Origin of the sequence: Leptospira andrefontaineae (assembly GCF_004770105.1) — a bacterium.
Taxonomy (GTDB): domain Bacteria; phylum Spirochaetota; class Leptospiria; order Leptospirales; family Leptospiraceae; genus Leptospira_B; species Leptospira_B andrefontaineae.
In genome coordinates this window covers 1-23,483 of sequence record NZ_RQEY01000023.1, presented here as the reverse complement: position 1 = coordinate 23,483, position 23,483 = coordinate 1, and the positions used below count along the sequence as shown (strand labels likewise).

General features: G+C 39.9%; 21 protein-coding genes. 10 read left to right on the top strand and 11 right to left on the bottom strand.

Annotated elements, in window-relative coordinates:
- Window positions 1-115: 115 nt before the first annotated feature.
- Window positions 116-397: a hypothetical protein gene (locus EHO65_RS16945; protein WP_135775736.1), complete on the top strand. Its 282-nt coding sequence runs from the start codon at window positions 116-118 to the stop codon at window positions 395-397.
- 47 nt (window positions 398-444) lie between these two features.
- Here EHO65_RS16945 and EHO65_RS16940 read toward each other — a convergent pair whose 3' ends face one another.
- Entirely contained in the window at window positions 445-1,362 is a 918-nt protein-coding gene (locus EHO65_RS16940; RefSeq protein WP_208744146.1) for an NAD(P)H-dependent flavin oxidoreductase, read from the bottom strand.
- An 82-nt stretch (window positions 1,363-1,444) separates the two neighbouring features.
- On the opposite strand from EHO65_RS16940, the gene EHO65_RS16935 reads away from it, so the two are divergent.
- Both EHO65_RS16935 and EHO65_RS16930 read left to right on the top strand, forming a co-directional pair.
- Window positions 1,445-1,756, top strand: a complete 312-nt coding sequence (locus EHO65_RS16935; protein WP_008597036.1) for a putative quinol monooxygenase — start codon at window positions 1,445-1,447, stop codon at window positions 1,754-1,756.
- A gap of 115 nt (window positions 1,757-1,871) precedes the next feature.
- The gene (locus EHO65_RS16930) at window positions 1,872-2,879 is read left to right on the top strand and encodes a S1C family serine protease (RefSeq protein WP_208744144.1); all 1,008 of its coding nucleotides are present in this window, start codon (window positions 1,872-1,874) and stop codon (window positions 2,877-2,879) included.
- A gap of 140 nt (window positions 2,880-3,019) precedes the next feature.
- Here the strand turns inward: EHO65_RS16930 and EHO65_RS16925 are convergent, their stop codons facing one another.
- From EHO65_RS16925 to EHO65_RS16895, 7 genes are all read right to left on the bottom strand, one after another.
- Window positions 3,020-3,733, bottom strand: a complete 714-nt coding sequence (locus EHO65_RS16925) for a pirin family protein (RefSeq protein WP_135775733.1) — start codon at window positions 3,731-3,733, stop codon at window positions 3,020-3,022.
- Window positions 3,734-3,856: 123 nt separating this feature from the next.
- Window positions 3,857-4,201, bottom strand: a complete 345-nt coding sequence (locus EHO65_RS16920; RefSeq protein ID WP_135775732.1) for a hypothetical protein — start codon at window positions 4,199-4,201, stop codon at window positions 3,857-3,859.
- Window positions 4,198-4,494 carry a hypothetical protein gene (locus tag EHO65_RS16915; RefSeq protein WP_135775731.1) on the bottom strand — a complete coding sequence of 99 codons (297 nt, stop codon included), beginning with the start codon at window positions 4,492-4,494 and terminating at the stop codon, window positions 4,198-4,200. Before EHO65_RS16915 ends, EHO65_RS16920 begins: the two co-directional genes overlap by 4 nt.
- Window positions 4,495-4,536: 42 nt before the next feature.
- Window positions 4,537-5,688, bottom strand: a complete 1,152-nt coding sequence (locus EHO65_RS16910; protein ID WP_135775730.1) for a DUF445 family protein — start codon at window positions 5,686-5,688, stop codon at window positions 4,537-4,539.
- Entirely contained in the window at window positions 5,685-8,162 is a 2,478-nt protein-coding gene (locus EHO65_RS16905; protein ID WP_135775729.1) for a hypothetical protein, read from the bottom strand. Before EHO65_RS16905 ends, EHO65_RS16910 begins: the two co-directional genes overlap by 4 nt.
- Before the next feature lie 96 nt (window positions 8,163-8,258).
- The gene (locus EHO65_RS20110; RefSeq protein WP_008589440.1) at window positions 8,259-8,393 is read right to left on the bottom strand and encodes a hypothetical protein; all 135 of its coding nucleotides are present in this window, start codon (window positions 8,391-8,393) and stop codon (window positions 8,259-8,261) included.
- Between the two features lie 145 nt (window positions 8,394-8,538).
- On the bottom strand, window positions 8,539-10,584 hold the full coding sequence (locus EHO65_RS16895; protein ID WP_244243562.1) for a PP2C family protein-serine/threonine phosphatase: 2,046 nt from the start codon (window positions 10,582-10,584) through the stop codon (window positions 8,539-8,541).
- Between the two features lie 192 nt (window positions 10,585-10,776).
- On the opposite strand from EHO65_RS16895, the gene EHO65_RS16890 reads away from it, so the two are divergent.
- The 4 genes from EHO65_RS16890 to EHO65_RS16875 all read left to right on the top strand — a co-directional run bounded on the left by EHO65_RS16890 (window position 10,777) and on the right by EHO65_RS16875 (window position 14,723).
- Window positions 10,777-11,826: a sulfate ABC transporter substrate-binding protein gene (locus tag EHO65_RS16890; RefSeq protein WP_135775727.1), complete on the top strand. Its 1,050-nt coding sequence runs from the start codon at window positions 10,777-10,779 to the stop codon at window positions 11,824-11,826.
- 105 nt (window positions 11,827-11,931) lie between these two features.
- Window positions 11,932-12,759, top strand: coding sequence for a sulfate ABC transporter permease subunit CysT (cysT, locus tag EHO65_RS16885; protein WP_135775726.1), 828 nt, complete (start codon window positions 11,932-11,934; stop codon window positions 12,757-12,759).
- Window positions 12,756-13,640 (top strand): sulfate ABC transporter permease subunit CysW, encoded by an 885-nt coding sequence (gene cysW / locus EHO65_RS16880; protein ID WP_135775725.1) that lies wholly within the window; start codon window positions 12,756-12,758, stop codon window positions 13,638-13,640. The genes cysT and cysW overlap by 4 nt, the downstream gene beginning before the upstream one ends.
- 9 nt (window positions 13,641-13,649) lie before the next feature.
- On the top strand, window positions 13,650-14,723 hold the full coding sequence (locus EHO65_RS16875; protein ID WP_135775724.1) for a sulfate/molybdate ABC transporter ATP-binding protein: 1,074 nt from the start codon (window positions 13,650-13,652) through the stop codon (window positions 14,721-14,723).
- Between the two features lie 70 nt (window positions 14,724-14,793).
- Here the strand turns inward: EHO65_RS16875 and lfb1 are convergent, their stop codons facing one another.
- On the bottom strand, window positions 14,794-15,153 hold the full coding sequence (lfb1, locus tag EHO65_RS16870) for an LIC10280 family protein (RefSeq protein ID WP_135775723.1): 360 nt from the start codon (window positions 15,151-15,153) through the stop codon (window positions 14,794-14,796).
- Window positions 15,154-15,252: 99 nt separating this feature from the next.
- On the bottom strand, window positions 15,253-18,489 hold the full coding sequence (locus EHO65_RS16865; RefSeq protein ID WP_135775722.1) for an acetyl-CoA carboxylase family protein: 3,237 nt from the start codon (window positions 18,487-18,489) through the stop codon (window positions 15,253-15,255).
- 199 nt (window positions 18,490-18,688) lie between these two features.
- On the opposite strand from EHO65_RS16865, the gene EHO65_RS16860 reads away from it, so the two are divergent.
- Window positions 18,689-19,834, top strand: coding sequence for a TauD/TfdA family dioxygenase (locus tag EHO65_RS16860; protein ID WP_135775721.1), 1,146 nt, complete (start codon window positions 18,689-18,691; stop codon window positions 19,832-19,834).
- A gap of 2 nt (window positions 19,835-19,836) precedes the next feature.
- On the opposite strand, the gene EHO65_RS16855 is transcribed toward EHO65_RS16860, so the two are convergent.
- Window positions 19,837-20,754 carry a LysR family transcriptional regulator gene (locus EHO65_RS16855; RefSeq protein WP_135775720.1) on the bottom strand — a complete coding sequence of 306 codons (918 nt, stop codon included), beginning with the start codon at window positions 20,752-20,754 and terminating at the stop codon, window positions 19,837-19,839.
- Window positions 20,755-20,902: 148 nt separating this feature from the next.
- On the opposite strand from EHO65_RS16855, the gene EHO65_RS16850 reads away from it, so the two are divergent.
- Complete coding sequence (locus tag EHO65_RS16850) at window positions 20,903-21,817, top strand: NAD(P)/FAD-dependent oxidoreductase (protein WP_135775719.1); 915 nt, start codon at window positions 20,903-20,905, stop codon at window positions 21,815-21,817.
- 302 nt (window positions 21,818-22,119) lie between these two features.
- A complete protein-coding gene (locus EHO65_RS16845; RefSeq protein WP_135775718.1) occupies window positions 22,120-23,175 on the top strand; it encodes a hypothetical protein in 1,056 nt (351 codons plus the stop codon).
- The last annotated feature ends 308 nt before the right edge of the window (window positions 23,176-23,483 follow it).

Genomic DNA, 23,483 nt, shown 5'->3' with positions numbered 1-23,483 from the left:
TGTCTCTGTGTGAAAAAATCTGCGCCTCTTCTCCCTCCGCATCTTCCAACTTCTTCTTGACCAAAACCTCTGTATCGATTGCTATACTCGGAATCGATTTTTCGAGAGGAAAAGAATGAATCTAGTGAATAATATATCCAAGGCTTCCACTGCCGCATTTTGGCTTTTATGGTTGGGAGTTTTGAGCGGAATCGTACAACTCGTAAATTTACATCCAAGTTTGGATGGTATCGTTCTCACTCTAGGTTGGGTGATCTTAGGGATCCATATTTTAGAAGTCGCGATCTATTCCTTTCGTGCAGGGGACAGAGGCGGATTCAAAATCGCAGACGCGGCTCAGGTTTTCGTATTTGGTGTATTCCACCTAATCCCTGTAAGCTTTTCAGATAAGAAATAAGTTACAAAAAAACCCCCGGAATCGGGGGTTTAGAATATTCTAAAATATTAAACTAGTTTAGGTAGTTTATTTACGATATCCGCGTATTCCGCGGCCATACCTCTTACAACATCTCCTGCCGGAATAATGGAATCGATCTGAGCCACTCCGTGACCAGCAGACCAAATATCTCTCCAACGTTTGAATTCCTGATCTATATCCGTGCTTCCTTCGTTGTGGAAATTATCTCCCGCTTTTTCTACGGAACGTTTTAGCCAGTTCGCAGGAATCCCGGATATTTTTTCCGTATAAACGATCTCTTCAGGTGCCGACTGAACGATCATCTCCTTATATTCTTGAGAAGCGGCGGCTTCTTGAGTGGCGATAAGTCTTGTTCCGATATAAACGGCATCTGCTCCTAAGGACATTGCAGCCGCCATTTGTGCCCCACCGCTGATCGCGCCCGCAGCAAGAACAGGAAGACCGATCTCTTTTTTCAGATAAGGAAAAAGACTGAAAGGAGAAATATTTCCTGCATGTCCTCCCGCACCTTGAGCAACCGCTACCAACGCGTCTGCTCCGGACTTAGCTACTAGATTAGCATGTCTTAATGTAGTTACGTCGCAAAAAACTTTTGTTCCCACTGATTTTGCTTCGTTGATAATGGAACGAGGACTTCCCAAACTTGTGATAATCAATTCTACTTTGAATTCTAAAAGTATTTCTAAGTGTTTTGCCCAGTTAGGGTTATGAGCCTTATGCAAAATTAAGTTAACGCCGATCGGCTTTTTGGTCCTGGATCTGATATTTTCCAAACCTCTTCTTAATTCCTCTAGGGTCCGGTAGTTCTGAGAAGGGAATGTTCCAAGGCCTCCGGCTTCGGAAACTGCAACAACTAGATCAGGATATGAAACGAGAAACATGGGCGCCCCGATAATGGGCAAATCGATTCCAAGCATCTCCGTTACTGGAGTTTTTATTTTCATAAGGGAAAAGCTTTCATTCTGATCCGATTCCATCTATCTTTTTTTTCTGGTAGAAGAAAATCAGATATTGAAACTGGGGACTATGATCGTTACAGTCTCTTCTTACAAAATACTTCCGGAAAGGATCCAAGAATTTCAGGAAATCAGCAGTGAACTTTCCAAAGAATCCCTCAAAGAGAACGGTGTTCTTAGATTTGATCTGTTACAAAACGATGGAGACGAAGGCAGATTTTTGATCATAGAAGCTTATGAAAGCGAATCCAAACGTAAGTCCCATTTAGAAACCCCTCATTTTGTGAATTGGAGAAGGACAGTTCCTGAAATGTTCTCTCAAGGAACTACCACTGTTTATTATAAACCTGTATCTCCTAAACCTGAAGATTGGAAAAAGTAATCAGGATATAAGACTTGGGTGACAAGATTAGTTTGCTCAAGGAATAAATTCATTTTTTCTAAACCATTAAGCTCTTTTCGGGACTTTATTTTTGGACATGGAGTCCAAAAATATTATGGTACTACTCACAAATACAAGTGCAGACTTTCTATCTTCTTTCAAAAAGCAGGATGATACAAATGCAAATAAAGAACTGAATGAAGCGGAAATTTTAGACGCCTATTCCAAATCCGTGATACATGCTGTGGACTCAGTAGGTCCAAGCGTAGTTCACCTACAAGTCACATACAAAAAAGGAGAAGGTGGAAGCGGTTCGGGATTCTTCCTCACTCCCGACGGATTTATAGCAACCAATAGCCATGTGGTGGACGGCGCAGTTAAAATAAAAGCCAACCTTGCGGACGGTTCTAGCAAAGAAGCGGAACTCGTCGGGAACGATCCACATACTGACGTTGCTGTCCTAAAAGTTCACGGGGGATTATTCCCTCATTCCACTTTTACAGACTCCAAAAGACTGAAAGTTGGGCAACTAGTCGTCGCTATCGGAAATCCTTACGGTTTCGAATCCACAGTCACTGCAGGAGTAGTAAGTGCACTCGGAAGAACATTAAGATCTCGTAATGGACGCCTAATAGACAATGTGATCCAAACGGACGCTGCCCTAAACCCGGGGAATTCCGGAGGGCCGTTAGTAGACTTCCAAGGAAGAGTGATAGGTATCAATACAGCCATCATTTTGCCCGCCCAAGGGATCTGTTTTGCAGTCGCCTCCAACACTGCAGAATATGTGATCACTCGCCTTATCACGAATGGCGCAGTCAAAAGAGGATATTTAGGGATCGCAGGTCAAAATCAAAAAATCCCGTCGGTCACCAAAACTTTCAACAAGATCGGCTCCGATTCGGGGATCTTGGTGCTATCTTTAGAACCTGGTTCTCCTGCTGATCGCTCAGGGATCAGAAACGGAGATCTAATCATTAGTTTGGATGAGAAAGAGATCCACACGATAGACGATCTTCATAAGATCTTGGATGAAACTTCCATTGGGAGAAAATTGGGAATTCGTCTATTGAGAGACGGGTCTATCAGAAGTTTTTTCATCGAACCAGGGGAACTGAAGTAAAGTAACAGAGTTGCGAGAGGAATTGAGAGAATTGCGCACAAAGACACAAAGTTGAAAGTTATTTAATTTTAAACTCAAACTCTCTGTGTCTTCGTGGCTCCGTGTGAAAAAACCGATGGTTTTCTCTATCTCAGTGCCTCCTACTGGATTTCAGGAACATCCATTAGAAGAAGTTCAGAATCTTCCAAAGCGTTTACTTTCAGAAGGTCCGTTCTCGGAAAACCTGCGCCGTCTCGAGTTGAAAGTTCGGTCCCGTTAATATTCACTTTTCCTGATATTAGAAAAGCGTAAACTCCACCGCTTTTGTTCCTGGACTCGTATTGCAGTTCCTTTCCGGCTTCTGCATTCCCTAATGAAAACCAAGCGTTTTGGTTGATCCAAAGACCTTCCGCTGATTCTTTAGGAGACACAACCACCTGGAACCTATTCTTCCTATCTTCCGGAAGGAATTTTTTCTGATCGTATCTAGGTTGAGCTCCCCTTTTATCAGGTATCACCCAAATCTGTAAGAAGTTCACGGGATCGGTTTCAGAATGATTGTACTCCGAGTGAACGATGCCTGTTCCCGCAGACATTACCTGGACTTCTCCGGATGTGATAACTCCTGAAGTTCCAATACTGTCTTGGTGCTCCAAGGCTCCTTTGATCGGTATAGAGATGATTTCCATATCTTGGTGAGGATGCGGATCGAAACCTCTGCCCGGGGCAACGATATCGTCGTTCAATACACGCAAAGAACCGAATCTGATCCTTTCCGGATTCATATAGCTTCCGAAAGAAAATGTGTGATTCGATTTCAACCAACCGAAATCCACTTTCCCTCTCGTGCCTGCCTTATGAACTACCGCTTCCATTTTTTATCTCCTTTCCCCGTTTCGGGGCGAATACCAATTAGACCGACCCTATCCCAGATAGTTCAAATTTAAAGTAATTTGCCCTTATTAAAAAGTAAGATGGATAGAAACTATTTTTGAACCTTAATCGTAACTAGGAGTCCCGGATACTACGATACAACGGAACAAAAAGATTGGAGGAAGATACAAACCCTTTGTATAAACTTCTCCGCTTGCAAGTGATTGGGTTCCTGCCGGAGCCTTATCTATCGCATGGTTGTATGCACTTTGTAGATCGGGAACGTATCTCGCGAACATGAATGGAAAAATTTGTACTACACAATCTTCTCCTTCTACTCTTTTAGAAGCGAAGACAGGTCTTTCTTTTGCAGGTACAATTCTTTCTACACGATATATAAGTGTTTCAGCGCCACTACAGTAAGTGAATATAAATAAGAAAAGGAAGAAGGTCCCATGTAAAACTTTCATTGAGAGATCTCCAAACCATAATAGAGTCGATAACATGTATCGAACATTCCTTGGTCGTATTGGAAAATCTCCAGATCCCGGATATGTGTGGCTGTAGGATTTTTTTCAGGAATTCTTTTCAGAATATTACGGATATTTTCATTACATCCTTTTTCATTCTGTTTGTATAAACTTTGCTCTACCTGAGGAGGAAGAGGTTTCATTCGGATATTTTGAAAGAAGAAGACTGTCTTCGAATAACATCCGCTCAATACTACACAAAGTAGAAGAATATAAATCCGCTTTAGTTCCATGATCTTGAATACTAAACAATAACCCGCAAATTATGCAAGAGATTATAACCCCAATTTTCCTTCGAATAATAAGACGACACATCCTATTGCAGATCCAACTAAAAAACCTAATAAACTTCCATTAATCCTGATCTTCTCCAAGACCCTTCTAGTTTTGAGTTCTAAATTTTCCCTGAATTGTTTGGGCTCCAATAATTTCAGCCCTTTAGAGATCTGTTCTCCCACATATTCCGAAACAGATTCGTTTGTTTTAGAACTTAAAAATTCCAAGAAAGAACGGATTGGTCCGTATTCTCTCAGATTTTCCAATCTGGAAATTTCTTCCTTATGGGTAAGGACCACTTCGCTGATCAATCGATTCAATTGTTCTCTGCCAAAATCCGCTAAGGCACGCACTGCTTCTTCTCTTCTCTCGACAGGGAATTCGTTCCAGGAACCTATGTATAATTCCACACATTCGGAGAATATAGAATATAATTCGAATAGGACTTCTTCCTCTTCCGTCTCGAAATCTTTTCCTTCTTTTAAACCCTCTCCGAATTCTTTGATCCTTTTTTGCGGATCGATAAGCCAAATTAAAGGTTTTGCAAGAAAAGAAAGGCCCTTGGTAATTCTTTGGACCCTTTCTCCAAAATCCTGATGATCAGAAACCTTCATCAAGGTTTCTCCCACTAAAAATCGAACAGTGGAGAGTATCTCCTTACGACTATTCAATTCATGTAAGATTTGTTTATCTGCTCCTGAAAATTTAAAATTAGAAACATATAATACTATATCTTCTTCTATTTTATCCCAGATCAGGTTCAGGAATTCTCTGACTTCTTTTTCTCCTTTTAGATATTTGTCTAAAAGTTCCCTGATCGCCTGGATATTTTCGGGTTCATCTAAGATCCCGTCTAAATAGGATTTTAATTTATGTTCGCTGATCAGGTCAGAAGATACCCAATGGCCGATTTCTTCCGCGATTGTCTCGCTTTCCGATTCTACAGCTTTGTAAGTTTTCCAAACAGCAAACCAATCACAAATCGCTCCGACCAACCCGCCTTCTAAGCCGTGAATGAAAATATTTCCCCAAATATAAAGGCTCCATTTTTGCCAGAGCCCAAAAAGAAGGATACTTCCGAATAACACCAAAAGTGAATTCGAAACGAATTGAAGTTTAGAGTACGGTTTATTGCCGTACGGATTCCTCAACGGAAAAACCACCTTCCTTTCACAAAGGAAGAGAATATGAAGAATATAGGGAGAAGGAAAAGAATAATGGTCAAGAAGATCGAATTCCCTTTAACAAACTTCAGATCGGAGTTTTGTTTCCCCGAACAGACCAAAATTTCGTTTCTTTGGGTTTGGAATAAGATCCCACCTTCCGCATCTTCCCAGCTCGGAAAAAAGGATCTTCGAACAAGTTTACAATTATGATTTTCTAATGTAGATTGTTCCGGTTTTTCAACGGAAGAGGTCTCAGATCCTGCAAAAACTTCTTCATCCGAAAAAATACGAGGTAAAATCGGAAGTTCAGGAAGTAATACCGGCTCTTTCGGTTTTTCTTTTACGGGAAAAAATCTGCCTAAAAATTCGTTTCGATCCGAGAAAGAAAGATCTCCGTATTTGGATTTGAATTCTTCCTTCCAAACATTATCTTCTTTCGGAACATTCAGGACCAGTAAACCTTGGAACCATTTGTTATAATTTGGACCGATAGCCTCTATCTCTTTTCTACCAATACGAGCAAATACGATCCCCGCATCTAATCCTTCATGCAAGATTGCCTCGTTCGTATTATACAAGAATCTTTTAGGGCGAAGTGATTTTCCTCCGCTCAGTTCCTTATAATCCGCGACTCCCCAAGGTTTTTCAGTCAAAACAGCAATATCTGCCCCCGGATTTTTCACCTTAAATAAGAATAAGAAAGATTTATTCTCTAATTCTTTTTCGTATGTTTCAGAAGGTGAATCATTCGTACGCAGACCTTCTCTATTTACCCAACCTTTTAATAATTCGAAACGAGTCGGATTTAATTTTAGAATTTTATAAAGTTTTTCGGTGGAACCTATAATATAAGAAGTTCCGTTCGCCTGCAAAAATCGATGTAATCCTATGCCTGCGTCTTCCAAAGAAAGTTCCTCTTCGTAGCCTGGATTTTTTTTCCAGGCAGTCCAAGGCAGATAACGACTTAAATAAGGTTGAAGCGCAAGAGAAGTCAAGGAAGCATCCGCCTCCATTCCCAATAGGTTCCTATGTCCTGCCCTTCTGATCAAGAGCCCTAATGTAAAAGGACTGTCCCCCCATTTTCTATGAGAATCTATTTCCGGAAAAATTTTAGAATCTTTAGGAAGTTCCGAAAGTGCAACTTCTACATCTTTCATCTCCATAGCGGAGAAACTGTCTTTTAAAAATGTAGTATTCTCCTTCCATTCCAATTCAGGATGCCATAAGAAAAATCTTATTAATGCAAAAAACAAAAGTGCAGAGACTGAATATTGTGCAACCGAAGAAGAAGTTTTATTTTTAAGCAAATGAACCGCTGTTTCCAAACCGGATAAAGTTAAAAATAATAAAGAAAGATCCAATGCTCTATACCAAGGAAATCCTAAACCTGGGAAAAACTTAGAAAGAGAGGTATCTACTCCGATCCAATAAAAGATCAAACTTGCAAAGAACACAAATCTGGATGCGGGAGGAAAAATTTTACGTTTTAGAATAGAACGAATTCCGAGTAAGAATAAAGCAGGGAACACTACCTGTGTCCAATGAAGTCCTATAATAAAATTCCATAAGAAAGCGATGACTCCACTTCCTTCCCAAATCGGTCTTAAGGCTTCCGAACCTAAAATGGAGATCAATCCAGGAGTAGTATCCATTGGGAAAGTTTCTGCGCGATAGGAAGAATATTTCAAAAAATTCCACCAAACCGGTGTGGCCGCGATCAAAGGAATGAAGAATGCAATTGAGAATGCTCTTTTCCCCAACTCTTCTCCCAAAAATAAGAAATAAATCAAGAGAGAAACAAGATAGAATAAGGAAGAAGGAAGATCGGAATAATAAACACAAGCGCTAACTACCAGATATTTAGAAAGAGAGGATAATTTACCGGTGGTCCTATATTTCTCTAAATAATAAAAACCTAATAAACTCCAACCGAGTCCGAAAAATCCGGTCACAGAGCCGCTGAACAAACCAACTAAAGAAAGTCCGAACGGCTCTTCTCCTGCGCATAAAAAGAAGAACAAAAGCCCAGACATCGCGAGCATCACCGTGTTTGCTCTATGGTTTGTTTCACTCAATAGCAAAAGACTGAACTTGATAAATGCATATGTAAAAAGTAATATAGAAAGTAGAACTCCTATATTGAAAGAAAGAGAAAGTGAGGACCAGAAGAAGACAGTTTTATGAAGTACAGCGACTAAAAAATAGAAGAATGGAGGCTGGAAATAGAAGACCGGCATCCCGGAAAACCAGCGGCTATCATAACCCAAAGATTGCCCGTTATCCAAAAATGAATCGTAGATCTCTGCCAAATGGGTTTGGGCATGAAGGCTCCAACCCGAAAGAGTATCTTCGCTAAATAAGAACCTGAATTTGATAATGAGAACTAAGAATGAGGCGAGAAGCAATAATGGCCTTCGCCAAGCGGGAGCAAGTCTCCATTTTTTCTGAAAAAAAGGCATGCCGAGAGGGTAAGGAAAACCCCTATAATTGACAAGCAAAACTGGATATTAAGAGGGAAGGATTAGCCCCGAAGGATCGGGGCAAAAAGAGGAAGACTATTCCTCTTTCACATTCTCCTGAACGTACTTTCTAAATTCAGCTTCGCTCATCTTGTCCGCATACAATGGATACAGAGCCGTAATCAACTCTTCCAAGGTGGGGAATTTTGCCCCGTCGAGCTTGAATGCCATAGGGTCCTCTACAAGGTAACGATTTCGGGATCCATTCTAAAAGTATGGACCCGTTCACCTTCTCTCTAACCATCATTTTCGGGGTCCAATACAATAAAACTAGAAAACGATCCAATATTCTCGAAAGAAGAAATGTTTTACTAACTTAGGAACGTTGGTCTTCTATTCCCAAGACTAGTATATCGTCTTTGGGTTCAGAAGTTCCTAAGAATCTGAATAGATCTTCTTGGATGCCGCTTAATAATTCTTCTAAACTTTGAGAATCTCCAGTTCTTAGGTAAGCCAATACTCTTTCTATTCCGTAAAAATCTCCGGGAAGCCTGGAAGATTCTGTGAGTCCGTCCGTAAAACAAAGTATTCTAAAACCCGGAGTGAGAAGGATCTCCTTATCTTCGAAATGGAAATTTTCCAAAAGACCCACTAACGGATTTTCACATTCAATTATATGTTCTTCGTCCTTTGTCTGGACTAAGACTGGAGGAGATCCTGCTAAAGAAAGAGTGAGTTTTTCTCCATCAGGAGAAATTTCCAGGATGGATGCGGAGAAGAATGTGGACACATTTCCGTACTTACCGTGAAACTGAGAGCCGATCGCCGAGAGCAATTTTCCGGGACTTTCTTCTTTTAGTCTTAGATCTTCATAAACACTGCGGATCAGTATTGTGATGAGTGCTGCCTGTATTCCGTGGCCGGTTGCGTCCGCTAGGAAAATACGTATCTTCCCACTTGGAAGTTCTGCGATATCATAAAGATCTCCACCAACTTCCGCCAGAGGTTTATGCAAGCTCCCGAATTTGATATTCCCGATTTTTTTTGCAGAAGTATCCTCTAAATTTAAGAGTCCCTTTTGGATCTCTCTCGCAACATTCAGATCATTTTGGATAAGGCGGAGGGCATTTCGGAGTTGTTTAGTCCTTTCTTCTACCCTTCTTTCCAAATTCCTGGAAAGATCCAAAAGTCTATCCAAACTTTCAGAACTTCTAATGGATAAGAATACGGATTGAGCAACTATAAATACGAATGCACCGATATTCGTAAAATATCCTGTGTCCAGATAGAATGTGGCGTATAAGATATCGTGGATCATAGCGGCATACACGAATACGAAACCGGCAAGTATTATGAGCGCACCCTTTCTTCTTCTTAAGGCTGCTTTAGTAAGAGAGAATAATCCGAGAGTTCCTGCAAGAAACGCCACCAAATAATAGATCGTAATAGTGAATGTGAATATTCTTACCGGGAAGACAAGGACCACAATACATGCGCCGATCGCAATCCACCAAACAAGATCTACTAGAATTCGTTTTAACTCTCTAGGGAAAACGGAAAGTATATAACTTAAAAAAACAGGGATTGCAAGATAAAACGTAACGTATTCTATCCGTACATAATGATGGTATTTTAGAAAATCAAGATATTCTGAAATAATTCGAGTGCCTGAGAATAGACCTCTTGCAGCCATGATCACGCAGTAGGTGCCGAAATACATGGAAGCGGCTTCTCCCCTTCTTACCACGGCATAGATAAGATGAAGTAATCCAATGCAGAATAATCCGCCTGCTAAGAATAGATCCAAAAATCTTTCCGCGTTCCAGGTTTTCTCCATACTGGATGCAGTTCCGAATCGGATTGGTGCCCAAAAACCTCCTAGCCTATGATCCCTATTCGCGATCTGCATGTCGATTTGCAGCTCTTCACTATCCGGAGTGAATTTCACTAGTTTATTACACCAGGCAGGTTTGACTTCGAAGATAGTGATATCCGAGGTAGAAGGAAATTCGACTTCTCCGCAAGAAGCTAAAAGTTTGCCGTTCACGTACAAAAAGTAAGAAGAACTTTGTTCTTGTAGTGCAAATGCAAGTTCTCCGTAATTTCGATTTAGTTTTATGTTAAGTTCGTAGGTTCCGTAACCTTCTCCTATTCTAGAACCGTTCTTTCCGTTCCAAGAAGAAGGTACACTAACTATTTCGTATGAGTTCTGGCTCTCTAATCCGGAACTTTTCCAATACAACCATCTGAATTTCCAAAGGCCGGAAAGTAGAATTGGACCTTGCTCTTCCAAATCATAATTCTTTAACTCGAGTATTCCCTGGACGAGAGCTGGATGGTCTACTTTTGCCGAAGATTCGGAACATCCTGAGAAGAAGTATGGGAGAAATACCAGAATTAAGAAGGAAAATGCCTTATTCATTTTTTGGAAAATCCGCTTTAACCGAAGTCTGAGGGATCGAATCAAAAAAGCGTTCAAAATAGGAAAAAAATGTTTTAAAATATAAAACCCTTCTTGACAAAAAGAAGCATATTCCGACTATAACAGATAAATATCCAATTTATTGGATAAAAATTCCGGCTTACTGTCGGAAGGGACGTAAAAGTGAACCATATGAAAGCAAAATCTAATCATTCTATACTACGGTCAATTGCCAAAGGAATCGGCGCTCTGGCTCTAATCAGTATTTTCTCCTTCTCTGCCTTTGCAGAAGACACCCTATTAAACGTTTCTTTCGACCCAACTAGGGAGCTTTACGAAGAAATTAATAAGAAATTCGTAGAATCTTGGAAGAAGAAATCCGGCAAAGACCTTACTATCCAACAATCCCATGGTGGATCCGGAAAACAAGCAAGAGCGGTAATCGATGGATTAGAAGCAGATGTAGTAACTCTTGCACTCGCTTATGATATCGACAGCATCGTTTCTAACAGTGGATCTGTTTCCAAAGATTGGGAGAAAGCTTTCCCGAACCATTCTACTCCATACTACTCTACTATCGTTTTCTTAGTTAGAAAAGGTAATCCTAAAGCGATCAAAGACTGGGATGATGTTGTAAAACCAGGGATCGGAGTGATCACACCAAACCCTAAAACTTCAGGTGGAGCTCGCTGGAATTATTTAGCAGCTTGGGGTTTTGCTAAGAAACAATACAAAACCGAAGAAAAGGCAATCGAGTTCGTTAAAAACCTCTATAAGAACACTTCCGTTCTTGATACCGGTGCAAGAGGATCCACAACTACTTTCGTTCAAAGAGGAATCGGTGATGTTCTTCTTGCTTGGGAAAATGAAGCAGAACTTGCTCTATCCGAGTCCAGAAAAGCGAACGGTGGAGTGGCTCAATTCGAAGTGGTTTATCCAAGCACAAGTATCCTAGCTGAAACTCCTGTAGCAATCGTTGAAAAAGTAGCTGCTAAAAAAGGAACCACTGAAGTGGCAAAAGCGTACTTGGATTTCTTATACACCAAAGAAGGACAAGAGATCATAGCTAAACATTTCTTCCGTCCAAATGATGCAGCTATCCTAAAAGCGAATGTTGCAAAATTCCCAAAACTTCAATTATTCGATGTAAGAACTATTGAAGGTTCCTGGGCGGCGGCTCATAAGAAACATTTCGCTGACGGCGGTCTTTTCGACTCCATCTATGGCGAAGCAAAAAAGTAAGTAGGAACTCCAACTGACCACTTACAAAAAGGGAGCCGCCTTAGGGCGGCTCTTGGTTTGACGAAATAGGGCGTTTCTCAAGAATCGACCCAAAGGGTTTCCCGTTTGAAACTAATTTTTCGTCCTTATTCTAAAACAAGCTTTGGTCTATCCTTAGGACTCACAGTCTTCTACCTAAGCCTTCTAGTAATCATTCCATTATCCGCATTATTCTTTAAATCTGCGACCTTAGGCGTATCCGGACTCTGGGAAGTTTTTTCTGAGAATCGAATCCAGCAGGCCTTATATTTGAGCTTCGGAGCGGGTGGAGTCGCAGCTGTTATCAATCTATTTGTTGGATTTTTATTCGCCTGGGTTTTGGTTCGTTACGATTTTCCGGGAAAAAAGATCTTAGATTCTCTCGTGGATCTACCATTCACTCTTCCTACTGCAGTTGCAGGGATAGCGCTTACCACAATTTATGCTCCCAACGGATTTATTGGAAAATATCTTACACCTTATGGGATCAAGATCGCATACACTCCGATCGGGATCGTAATCGCCTTAGTATTCATCGGATTTCCATTCGTTGTAAGAACAGTCCAACCTATCTTGGAAGATCTTCCTAAAGAATTGGAAGAGAGCGCTTATTGTTTAGGAGCTAGCAGATTCCAAACATTTACTAAGGTGATCTTGCCTGAGTTAATTCCTTCTCTACTTGCAGGAACCAGTATGGCGTTCGCAAGAGGTATTGGAGAATATGGATCGGTTGTTTTTATTTCAGGAAACCTTCCGGGAAAAACTGAAATCCTTCCATTACTCATAGTTACCAAATTAGAACAGTACGAATATGCAAAGGCGACCGGGATCGCAGTATTGATGTTGGTCCTCTCCTTTACGATCATGTTCGGGATCAATTATCTCCAAAACAGAGCCTCAAGGAGACTAGGATGAAAGAAACAGAATCCGTTTGGATCCGCTTTGCTTTGATCTTTTCGGTCTTAGTTCTTGCATTTATTATTTTGATCCTACCGATCACAGTCGTTTTCTTAGAAGCATTCGCTCAAGGTTGGGAGGCTTATCTAAAAGGGCTGCAGGACAGCGATACAATTGCTGCGATGATAATGACATTGAAGGTTGCCGGTATTGCAGTTCCTTTAAACACTGCATTCGGATTGATTGCTGCATTTCTTTTAACCAGATTCGAATTTCCCGGTAAAAATATCCTACTCACCATCATAGATTCTCCATTTGCAGTTTCTCCGGTAATCTCCGGTCTGATTTTCCTATTACTTTTCGGAAAACAAGGATGGATGGGAGATATATTAGAAGAATGGAATATTAAGATCGTATTTAATACTCCGGGACTCGTGATCGCTACCGTATTTATCACACTTCCGTTTGTTGCAAGAGAATTGATCCCATTAATGCAAAGCCAGGGAAAAGAAGAAGAGGAAGCTGGAATTTTGCTCGGGGCTTCCCTCTACCAAACATTTATCAAAATTATCATTCCGAACATCAAATGGGGACTTTTATACGGACTCATTCTTTGTAATGCGAGAGCAATGGGAGAATTCGGAGCGGTTTCCGTATTATCCGGACATATTCGCGGAAAGACAAACACTCTTCCTTTGCAGATAGAGATGTTATATAATGAGTACAACTCGGTAGGGGCATTTTCCGCCGCTTCTGTTCTGGTATTCCTTTCCTTACTAACTCTACTCTTAAAAACAATCTTAGAAAGAAATCTTCATCGCAAAGAAGAAATAGAGATCCCAGAAACAACCGGTCTCGGAAAAGAAAAAAATACAAATGTTCAGGTTTCCAAATCCTAGGAGAATAGAATGTCTATTGAAATTCGAAATGTAAGCAAACGATTCGGAAAATTCCAGGCCTTGGACCAAGTGGACCTGACAATCCCGGATGGGAATCTAGTCGCATTACTCGGACCCTCCGGAAGTGGAAAAACTACACTTCTCAGGATCATCGCTGGATTAGATACTCCCGACGAAGGAGAAGTATTATTCAACGGAGAAAGATCCAAATCCAAAAGTTCTAAGGACAGAGGAGTAGGATTCGTATTCCAACATTATGCACTCTTCCGTCATATGACAATTTTTGAAAATATTGCTTTCGGTCTAAAAGTACGTCCAAGATCCACAAGACCTTCCAAAGAAGAGATCCAAGAGAAAGTATTTCAACTTTTGAAATTAGTGCAGTTGGAAAATTTCCATGCAAGATTTCCTTTCGAATTATCCGGAGGACAAAGACAAAGAGTGGCCTTAGCAAGAGCTTTGGCTATAGAACCTAAATTTTTACTTTTGGATGAACCTTTCGGGGCCTTGGACGCAAAAGTACGGAAAGAATTACGCACCTGGCTCAGAAGACTTCACGACGAGATCCATATCACAAGTGTGTTCGTAACGCATGATCAGGAAGAAGCGTTAGAAGTCAGCGATTCCATAGTAATATTAAGATCCGGTAAAATAGAACAGATCGGTACTCCTGACGAAGTTTATAATAAACCTAAAACACCTTTCGTTTTTCACTTTTTAGGAGATGTGAATCTATTCCATGGAAGGATCCATGAAGGGACTGCAAAGATAGGCGATATAGATGTAGCTACTCCGGAACATTCCGACGTGGTGGACAAGGAAGCAGTTGCATACGTTAGACCTTATGATGTGGAAATTTCCAGAGTTTCCACCCAAGGAATTCCAGCTGAAATCCAATATATCCATTCTACAGGTAGAAATGTAAGAATAGAATTAAAACGTTTGGATTCAGGAACCCTGATCGAGTCCTTACTGGATCAATCTAATTTTAAAGAATTAAATCTATTACCTGGCGAAACAGTATATCTCAGGATTAAAAAAGCTAAAGTATATGTAGAATATATGGAAGATTTTTCGATCTAGTCGAAAAGAATTAGAAAAGAATAATAAAGAAAATCCCCGTATTCACGGGGATTTTTTGTATCAATAGATCTTATTTGGTTAGGATCTCAGTACCCGTCCCATTTCCCCAAGTACCTTCCAATCGACTTCCTCCGCTCTTTACAGTATAAATTACCGGGTAAGTATCACCCCAATCCACTGTTAAAGTGCTTCCACTCAAAGTACCTGTTCCTGAAAAACTATTTCCTACGGACCATTCGAAATTGTAAGACCCATCCTCATTCAAAGTGATCGTAACACTTCCTTTGTATTTGCTTCCATTCGGATTTGTACCTGTCACTTTATAAGTTCCATAAACGTTCAAAGTCTGAGCGCTTAAATAAGAGAAGGAAACGGTCAAAGCGATCACGGTAAATAAAGCTATAATTTTAGCTTTAGGATTTCTAAACATGAATACCTCCCAGGTGAGGGGAAAATGAAAACACAGATCCGGATCTAATCAAGATCTTTCTGCTAAGTCAGAAAACATTTATTTCCAGCTGGAATCTCTCTAAATGCAGGAATCGTAACCTCTCAAAATCCATTTTCTGGATTCTGCCGGGTCTATTACTGCATCTATTTCCAGATAGGAGGCCATATTGATTGCCTTCCCTCTTTCATAAGCTTCGGCAACCAAACGTTCGAATAAAATTTGTCTCTCTTTCCAATCTTTTACTTCTGAAAGTTCTTTCTGGTAACCGGTTCTAATTTCTCCCTCTATTCCCATTGCACCGAATTCGCCGGTCGGCCAAGAAATTGTAAATACAGGAGAATGAAAACTGCCGGCAGCCATTGCCATTGCACCTAAGCCATACCCTTTCCTGAGAACAATTGTAAACACAGGAACCTGCAAAGAAGCGCCGGCCTCAAAAAATTTTGCAGCTTTACGCACAAGTCCCCTCTTCTCTGCTTCTGGTCCTACCATAAAGCCAGGTGTATCACAAAGAAATAATATAGGAAGTTTGTTCAAATCACAGAATTCCGCGAACTCGGAAGCTTTTTCCGCTCCTTCCACATCGATTGCTCCGCCAAGATGACTAGAATTATTAGCGATCAGACCGAAGGGTCTACCTTCTATTCGTATAAGAGAAGTAACGATTCCTTTTGCAAAATCTTTTCTAAATTCCAGGACAGAATCAGTATCCGCCAAGGAAGAAATGACGGAGCGGATCTCATAGGACCTAAGACGGTTTTCTGGAATTAATGTCCTTAAAATTTTCTGGTCCTTATATTCGTATTTTTTGATATTCCCTTGGAAATATGATAAAGCCTTTTTCGCTGTAAAGACCGCTTCTTCTTCATTCTTTACCAATATATCGATTACACCGTTTTTGGTTTGGACTTCTGCAGGACCTATCTCTTCCGCGGAAAAATTTCCGAGGCCTCCACCCTTTACCATCACAGGACCGCCCATTCCTATATTAGAATCTTCTGTTGCGATCCGAATATCACTTGCGCCGAATAATGCGGCATTCCCTGCAAAACATCTACCTGCAGCGATTGCGATCCTTAGACTTTTTCCTTTTAAGCCTGCATATTTTCGAAATGTATGCAGATCCAAACCTGCAACTGCAGGAACATCCACTTCCCCGGGACGACCTCCCCCTCCTTCCGTAAAAAATACCAAAGGAAGTTTTTGGCTTTCTACCATTTCCAAAAATCGGTCCGTCTTTTTATGACTTATTGCGCCTTGTGTTCCCATAAAAACCGTATAATCATAAGCTAGTACGGAAGCTCTGGCTACATGAGGATCGAATAACTCTGTATTCACAGTCCCAAGACCTGCGATAAGTCCATCTGCAGGACTCAGTTTGATCAATTCTTCAATGGACCTTCTTCTTCTTTGAGCTGCAATGGCGAGACTCCCGTATTCTACAAAACTTCCTGGATCACAAAGATCTGCCACATTCTCCCTTGCAGTCCTTTGTCCTCTCTTATGACGTTTAGAAACGGCTTGGTGTCTAGAAACATCTTCATTCAAAAGTAAACGATCTAGGACTTCTTTCAGGTCGGGACGAATTTGATCCGGATCTATTTTCTCCTCATGATGAAAAGAAGAATGTTCCAGATCTTCCTGTCGGATCCAAACGAGCGCTTCTCCTTCCGATATAACCTTTCCAGGCTTGATCAAAATTTTTTCTATAATTCCAGTTGTCTCGGAATGTAATAGATGTTCCATCTTCATGGAAGAAAGAAGTACAAGTTTTTCTCCCTTTCGAATAGGATCTCCTTCTTTCGGATAAATATCGATAAGACTTCCAGTCATGGGAGAATGAAAAGAGATCAATCCTTCTGGAATTTCCTCTTTTATTTTAAAATTTTCTAAATTTTCATTCTGAACAGGATCAAAATTATATTTTTTATGATCTATTGATCGCGTGTTAGTAAGTCCCGAGATATTCTCTTCTATAAACTTTGTCCAAACGGAATAAGATTCCAGTTCCTTCCTTTTGAATACATTTAGAAGAAGTGGAAGATTTGTTTTGATACCTTCTATCCTAAATTCGGATAATGCCCGGTAAGCAGAATGGATAAGTTTTGAAAAATCCGTATGTTTAGAATGAACGATTAATTTCGCAAGTAGGGAATCAAAATTGGGACCGACCTCATAACCTGAATATACGGAACTATCCACCCTAACACCGGGACCAGAACTGGGTTCGAATACTTTTATTTTCCCGGAAGAAGGAATGATCTCTCCTTTTTCATCCCAGGTTTCGGAGTTTATCCTGATTTGGATCGCATACCCTTTAGGAAATTCTATATTCTTTTGTTCTAATCCGATATCTTGAAAAGATTTTCCAGAAGCAATCTCCAGTTGGGCTTCTACAAGATCTACTCCTGTTATTTCCTCAGTGATCGTATGTTCCACCTGCAATCTAGGATTGGATTCTATAAAATAGATCTCGGAGTCAGGACTGATCAAAAATTCAAAAGTGCCTAAACTTCTGTAAGAAAGATGAGAAGCGATCTTCAAAGAATATGAGATGATCTGTTCTCTGAGCTTAGGATCTAAAACTGGAGCAGGTGCGATCTCGAGTAGTTTTTGATTTTTTCTCTGGAGAGAACAATCTCTGTCCCAAAAATGGAGAACCTTACCGGAACCATCGCCTAAAACCTGCACTTCCACATGCCTTGCGATTGATAGATATTTTTCCGCGTATAAATTAGGATTTCCAAATGAATGTAATGCTTCTTCAGAACAACTCTTGAATATTGTATCTAATTCTTCGGAGTTTCTTACGATCCTAATTCCTCTTCCCCCACCCCCTGCAATCGCTTTTAAGAGGAATATTCCATTTTTAGAATGGAATTCTTTCGCTTCATTCAGATCGATTACCTTGCGAAGTCCGGGCAAGGTAGGAACTCCTAAAGATTCTGCAAGCAATACCGCTTTCAATTTATCGCCTAAGATCTCAAGTGTCTTGGGATCTGGCCCGATGAAATTGATCTTAGAGTCTTCACATCTTTTTGCGAAGCCTGAATTCTCGCTTAAAAATCCGTAACCTGGATGAATGGAATCACAACCTTCTCTGAGCGCGATAGAAAGTATCTCTTCTTGGTCCAAATAGGCTTTGGCTCCTCTTCCTTTTAGAGGGATGGAAACATCGGTCGTCAATCTATGTCTGGAATTAGCATCATCTTCCGAATATATGGAGACTGTAGGAACTCCTAACCCAGAGGCAGCCCTTGCAATTCGGATAGAAACTTCTCCCCGATTCGCTATTAATAATTTGGATAATTTCATAAGTTGGAGGAAGTTTTATGATAAAAGGCCCCAAGTCGATCCAGTTTCCAAGCCACCTCTAAATTTTGAACGAATGCACATTATAATATGCATTTGCATAAATCATTATCCATAATAACGATTTTTATTCCAATATATTAGATATACGAATCGAAGCAAACCTGGACTTTCACTGAAGTGGTTTTTAAGGGGATTCAATATGTCTGCTACTAGTATTGTTCGAATATCGGGGAAAAAGAAAGCCCTAACCAAAAATGCGAATTTATCAAAGAAGAAAACCAGACCCTCCAAAACTTCGGAAGAAGTTTCCAAAAACCTGATCAAAGGTTTAAATCTTCCTATTGTTTATTCTCCTTCTTCTCCGGAAAAAGCAGATCTAAAACATCTGACTGATTGGATCAAGAAGAACCATAAGGAAATACAAAGAGATTTGTTGATCTATGGCGCCATTCTATTCAGAGGATTTAATATAGGTTCTTCCGAAAATTTCGAAAAGATCGCTTTGGGCCTGGATTCCAATTTATCGGAAGCGTATTTGGGAACTTCTCCCAGAGATAAGAAGACTAAGTTTGTTCATACTGCGAGTGAACTTCCTTCCTCATATCCGATCATGCAACATGCGGAGATGAGTTTCTTAAATAAACCTCCTAAAAAACTTTTCTTTTATGCTAAGGTGGCGCCTTCCAAAAACGGGGAAACTCCTATCACAGATCTAAGAACTGTTTTGAGAGAAATGCCTTCTCATATTTCGGATAAAGTAGAAAAGCAAGGTATTAAGTATATTCGACATTATGACGGCCCGGGAGCTTCTCGTTATAGCTTATGGAAAACCAAACCTTGGAGTGAAATGTTCAAGACGGTAGATAAAAAAGAAGCGGAGAAGGAGATAAAAAAACAGAACTTCGACCATGAATGGTTGCCTGGAAATAAATTAAGATTAATTAATTCTCAAGTTGGTGTTAGGAAACATCCGATCGCAGGTTCTAAAGCATGGCATAACCATAGCCAAACATTTCATATAGATTCTCCAAGATTAGAATACAAATATATTTTCAAAAGACAGAAAACACTCAGAGGATTAGGAGTCTATCTGATCTTAAATCTATTGACCGGGATCAAAAAACTATTCAGTAGGTCCGAAGATTTAGATGTTCACGCGACCTACGGAGATGGATCGGAAATTTCTAATAAAGATATAAAAACCATCGTAAATGTTTTTTGGAAGAATATTCAAATTTTCTCCTGGCAGAAGGATGATATTCTTTATATAGACAATTATTCAGTTTCTCACGGAAGACTTCCATTTGTTGGTCCAAGAGAGATCCAAGTCGCCTGGACCGAATAAAATCAGAGCCTCATAACATCCATCAGGCATTCTGCATGTTTGTTTTTGATAAAACTACTTTCGGATACGAAACTTAAAAAAGTTTTTAAAGAAGGGTTTTGATTTTCCGGAATATAAAAAACGGAGACTGGCAAATATAATTGTTTGATCGGAACAAATTTAGTATCCGCAGGTGCAAAATTCTGTGCTCCTAAAATTGTCAAAGAAACCCCTTTGCCGGTCGCAACCAAGATAGGACAACTTTCTCTTTCATTCTTTACGTAAACCTTGGGTTTGATCCCACTTTGTTTAAAAAGAGAAGAGATCGTATCGTAAAAACTTCCTGAGTCTTTTTTAGGATGTAATATGATTGTTTCGTCCTTTAATTCCTTAAACTCGATCTCTTCCCTTTTAGCAAGAGGATGTTTTTTAGGAACAAGAACACCGAGCACCTCGTCGTGGACCGGATGTTTTTCCAAACGAGGATCAGAAACTACTCCTTCTAAAAAACAAATATCAAATTGAGCAGATTTTAATCCCTTAATGATCCTATTTCGAGTCTCTTGTTGAAGTTGTAATTTGATCCGAGGAAAACGATCTTGGAATTCGTTAATGATCTGAGGCAAACTCGCCATAAAAGTAGTCGTGGAAAAACCTATACTAAGTCCTCCCGCCTTGAGTTTACCGATAGAACGAACTTCCTTTTCGATTTTTTCCGCTTTTGCAATAATCTCTCTACCTTCCTTCAGTAGATGAACCCCCGCCCCGGTAAGTTTTACATGCCTTGTAGATCTCTCGAATAATTTGGTAGAAAGTTCCTCTTCGAAAGAAGAGATCAACCTGGTCAAAGGAGGCTGGGACATTCCCAAAATTTCAGCGCTCTTCCTAAAATTTAATTCCTCTGCAACGACTATAAAAGATCTCAATTTAGATAAATCCATAAGTATTGATACCTATTAAGTATCAATAAATCAACTAAATTTGGAATAAAATCAAAAATTTACAAATTTCCCTCAAATGTATTTACAGTTTTCAAGATGGTAAAATTTCAATAATTATTATTATCAAAAGCCCTCAAGGAGGACAGAAATGAAATTCGATTATGAAGTATTGATTATCGGCGGAGGACCGGCAGGTCTCAGCGCAGCATTGGCTTTAGGAAGAATGAGCAGAACCGCCCTAATCTGCGACGATAGTCGTCCAAGAAATGCGGCTTCTTCTCATCTGAATAATTTTCCCACTCGGGATGGGATCCATCCTGCAGAATGGAGAAAATTAGTAAGAAAAGATTTAGAAAAATATAATACTATCAACTATGTAGAAGCGAGTGTTCTTTCCGTAGAAAAGTCTGGATCCGGCTTTGAAGCAAAATTATCAACAGGAAAAACGTTCAACTTTAAGAAGGTCATTCTTGCATACGGAGTGGAGGACAAATATCTTCCGATCCCGGGTTACAAGGAACTCTGGGGTAAATCCATTTTTCACTGCCCGTATTGCCATGGCTTCGAAGTAAGAGATTCTAAGTTGGGCCTGATTGGAAACGGAGATACATTATTCTATATGCTTCCTCTTATACACGATTTAGCATCCGACTTAATTATTTTTACAAACGGAAAAGCAGAATTCAAAGAAGAACAAAGAGACTTATTGAATAAGAAAAAAATTCGCTTCATAGAAGAAAAGATCACAGGTTTTATACATGAAGGGGAAAAACTAAAAAGTGTCACTTTTGAAAATGGAGAGAATCTAGAAAGAGACGGTCTTTACGCACTTCCAACATTCCCATTCAAACTAAAATCTAAAATCGGAGAAGAGCTTGGCTGCGAAAAGGATCAGTTCGGCTTTTACAAAGTTAGTGAAAGAGGAAAAACTACTATAGATGGAGTTTATGCTTGTGGGGACAATGCAAGCGGTGCCCATTCTGTTTTACTAGCAGCAGCTTCTGGAGGAATGGCAGGGGCAGGTATAGTTCACGAATTATTGAGCGAGAAATTTTTAGAGTAGTTATGTTGGAATTCCAACATGAGTTGTGGGTGGAATTTTGAGTTGATGTTTTGTGATTTTTGGTATATAGGGTAACGGCTTCTCCCACGAGCCCACCTCCTCCACCCGAACTTGGGTGGGGGCGCACTTCGTTCCCATGTTGGAATTCCTACATACTATAAAATTCATTTTCCTTAGGCTAGATACCCCATTTTAGATATTCCGAATTTACATCTTTTTGAAAATTAATGTAAATTCTTCTTTCGAAGTATCAGTATTTCAGCTATAAATTCGCCGAAATAAAAACTTTATTTTGAATTAGAATGAAAAAGTTCCTTTTACCTATCCTCCTTCTTTTATTTTTCTGGAACTGCTTTACCGCGGTAGTCATGACGAAACATGGCTGGGATTTAAGAGACCAAAAAGGTTCACGTCCATTCTTCCAAGAGAGCACAAGGGACATTAGACAATTGTCCATATCTGATAAGGAATTAAAGATCGTCTATGATGTAGGCTTGTACACTTCTCGGGATTCGAAAGACCGAGCTATTATTCAAAAGACCGCTTGCTTTAGCTTAAAATCTCTTTCGGTTGTAGATACATATTATAAAGATATAAAGGATTATACCTCCTGCGAGCCGGAGACTTCTTCGAAATTTATAGATTTGAAATTAGAAGAGATCCCGGAACTGAGAAACGGAATTTGGATACCTGATTTAAAAATCGTCCTCTATTCCCAAAATGGATTCGATAAATTCACACGCCCCTTTCCTTCCCCCAAACAATTCGGAAATACATATTTTTATCCTAGAATCAATTCTCTGAAATTTGTAAAAGGAAGAGAAGTCATTTCAGCCTCTTTATTAGAAGGAGATTACTTCAGCCATAGATATTTGCGCATACAATTCGACACAAAGGAAGAAATCTATATGTATGCCACTGGAAGCGGATTTCAGATCTCAGCAGACATTTATTCTTGGCGCCCATTCGCTCAACTAAAGGCGAAAGTAAAAAGTGAAGAGCAATTAGAAATTCGAAAATTCACATTACCTAAACAAGAAAAACTCATATCGGTTCAATACGAATATCCGGATAGTAACGGGATATTTAGAATAGAAAACAAAACGTTTAGGATCATTGGTCAAGTCGAGAACCTTCGTGATGGAATACAATTCATCTCTCTACCAAATGATTCAAGAACAGAGAAGGATGCCGCAGGAATTTGGAGTGCATATCCGGCATTATACCCTTTTTCAATTACCTTAGATATCGCAACTTCTCCCTTACAGCTAATATCAATTTTAGTGTTAGGCTTCAAGAACCATATTTATTTCTGGGGTTGCTTGCTTGGGGGAAGATGTTTTAGTCCCTTAGGCTGATAATTGCAAGCTTTGTAGGAGCTCCCACAGGTTATCTGGCAAACGCCCCCCTCCCTGTTTTGGGTGGTGGGGAGTGGCTTGTGGGAGAGAAAATTTTCTATATCACAAAAAATTCATCTAAGCAAGAGAAAAAACTCTCAAACAAAGACGTAGGAATTCCAACATGCGAAAGCGCGCATGTTATCCGTATAGAGAATTGTATCTCAGATCTTAAGTTTATTTAGAGTTTATTAAATTAGAAAGAAGAGGAAGACTCTTCGAAAACATATAGAGTAGCGTGACTCACCGATTTGTTACACCCCCAGCCC

Coding starts and splice junctions, on each gene's coding strand:
- EHO65_RS16945 (WP_135775736.1), top strand. CDS start 116: ATGAATCTAGTGAATAATATATCCAAGGCTTCCACTGCCGCATTTTGG.
- EHO65_RS16940 (WP_208744146.1), bottom strand. CDS start 1,362: ATGAAAATAAAAACTCCAGTAACGGAGATGCTTGGAATCGATTTGCCC.
- EHO65_RS16935 (WP_008597036.1), top strand. CDS start 1,445: ATGATCGTTACAGTCTCTTCTTACAAAATACTTCCGGAAAGGATCCAA.
- EHO65_RS16930 (WP_208744144.1), top strand. CDS start 1,872: ATGGTACTACTCACAAATACAAGTGCAGACTTTCTATCTTCTTTCAAA.
- EHO65_RS16925 (WP_135775733.1), bottom strand. CDS start 3,733: ATGGAAGCGGTAGTTCATAAGGCAGGCACGAGAGGGAAAGTGGATTTC.
- EHO65_RS16920 (WP_135775732.1), bottom strand. CDS start 4,201: ATGAAAGTTTTACATGGGACCTTCTTCCTTTTCTTATTTATATTCACT.
- EHO65_RS16915 (WP_135775731.1), bottom strand. CDS start 4,494: ATGGAACTAAAGCGGATTTATATTCTTCTACTTTGTGTAGTATTGAGC.
- EHO65_RS16905 (WP_135775729.1), bottom strand. CDS start 8,162: ATGCCTTTTTTTCAGAAAAAATGGAGACTTGCTCCCGCTTGGCGAAGG.
- EHO65_RS20110 (WP_008589440.1), bottom strand. CDS start 8,393: ATGGCATTCAAGCTCGACGGGGCAAAATTCCCCACCTTGGAAGAGTTG.
- EHO65_RS16895 (WP_244243562.1), bottom strand. CDS start 10,584: ATGAATAAGGCATTTTCCTTCTTAATTCTGGTATTTCTCCCATACTTC.
- EHO65_RS16890 (WP_135775727.1), top strand. CDS start 10,777: ATGAAAGCAAAATCTAATCATTCTATACTACGGTCAATTGCCAAAGGA.
- cysW (WP_135775725.1), top strand. CDS start 12,756: ATGAAAGAAACAGAATCCGTTTGGATCCGCTTTGCTTTGATCTTTTCG.
- EHO65_RS16875 (WP_135775724.1), top strand. CDS start 13,650: ATGTCTATTGAAATTCGAAATGTAAGCAAACGATTCGGAAAATTCCAG.
- lfb1 (WP_135775723.1), bottom strand. CDS start 15,153: ATGTTTAGAAATCCTAAAGCTAAAATTATAGCTTTATTTACCGTGATC.
- EHO65_RS16865 (WP_135775722.1), bottom strand. CDS start 18,489: ATGAAATTATCCAAATTATTAATAGCGAATCGGGGAGAAGTTTCTATC.
- EHO65_RS16860 (WP_135775721.1), top strand. CDS start 18,689: ATGTCTGCTACTAGTATTGTTCGAATATCGGGGAAAAAGAAAGCCCTA.
- EHO65_RS16855 (WP_135775720.1), bottom strand. CDS start 20,754: ATGGATTTATCTAAATTGAGATCTTTTATAGTCGTTGCAGAGGAATTA.
- EHO65_RS16850 (WP_135775719.1), top strand. CDS start 20,903: ATGAAATTCGATTATGAAGTATTGATTATCGGCGGAGGACCGGCAGGT.
- EHO65_RS16845 (WP_135775718.1), top strand. CDS start 22,120: ATGAAAAAGTTCCTTTTACCTATCCTCCTTCTTTTATTTTTCTGGAAC.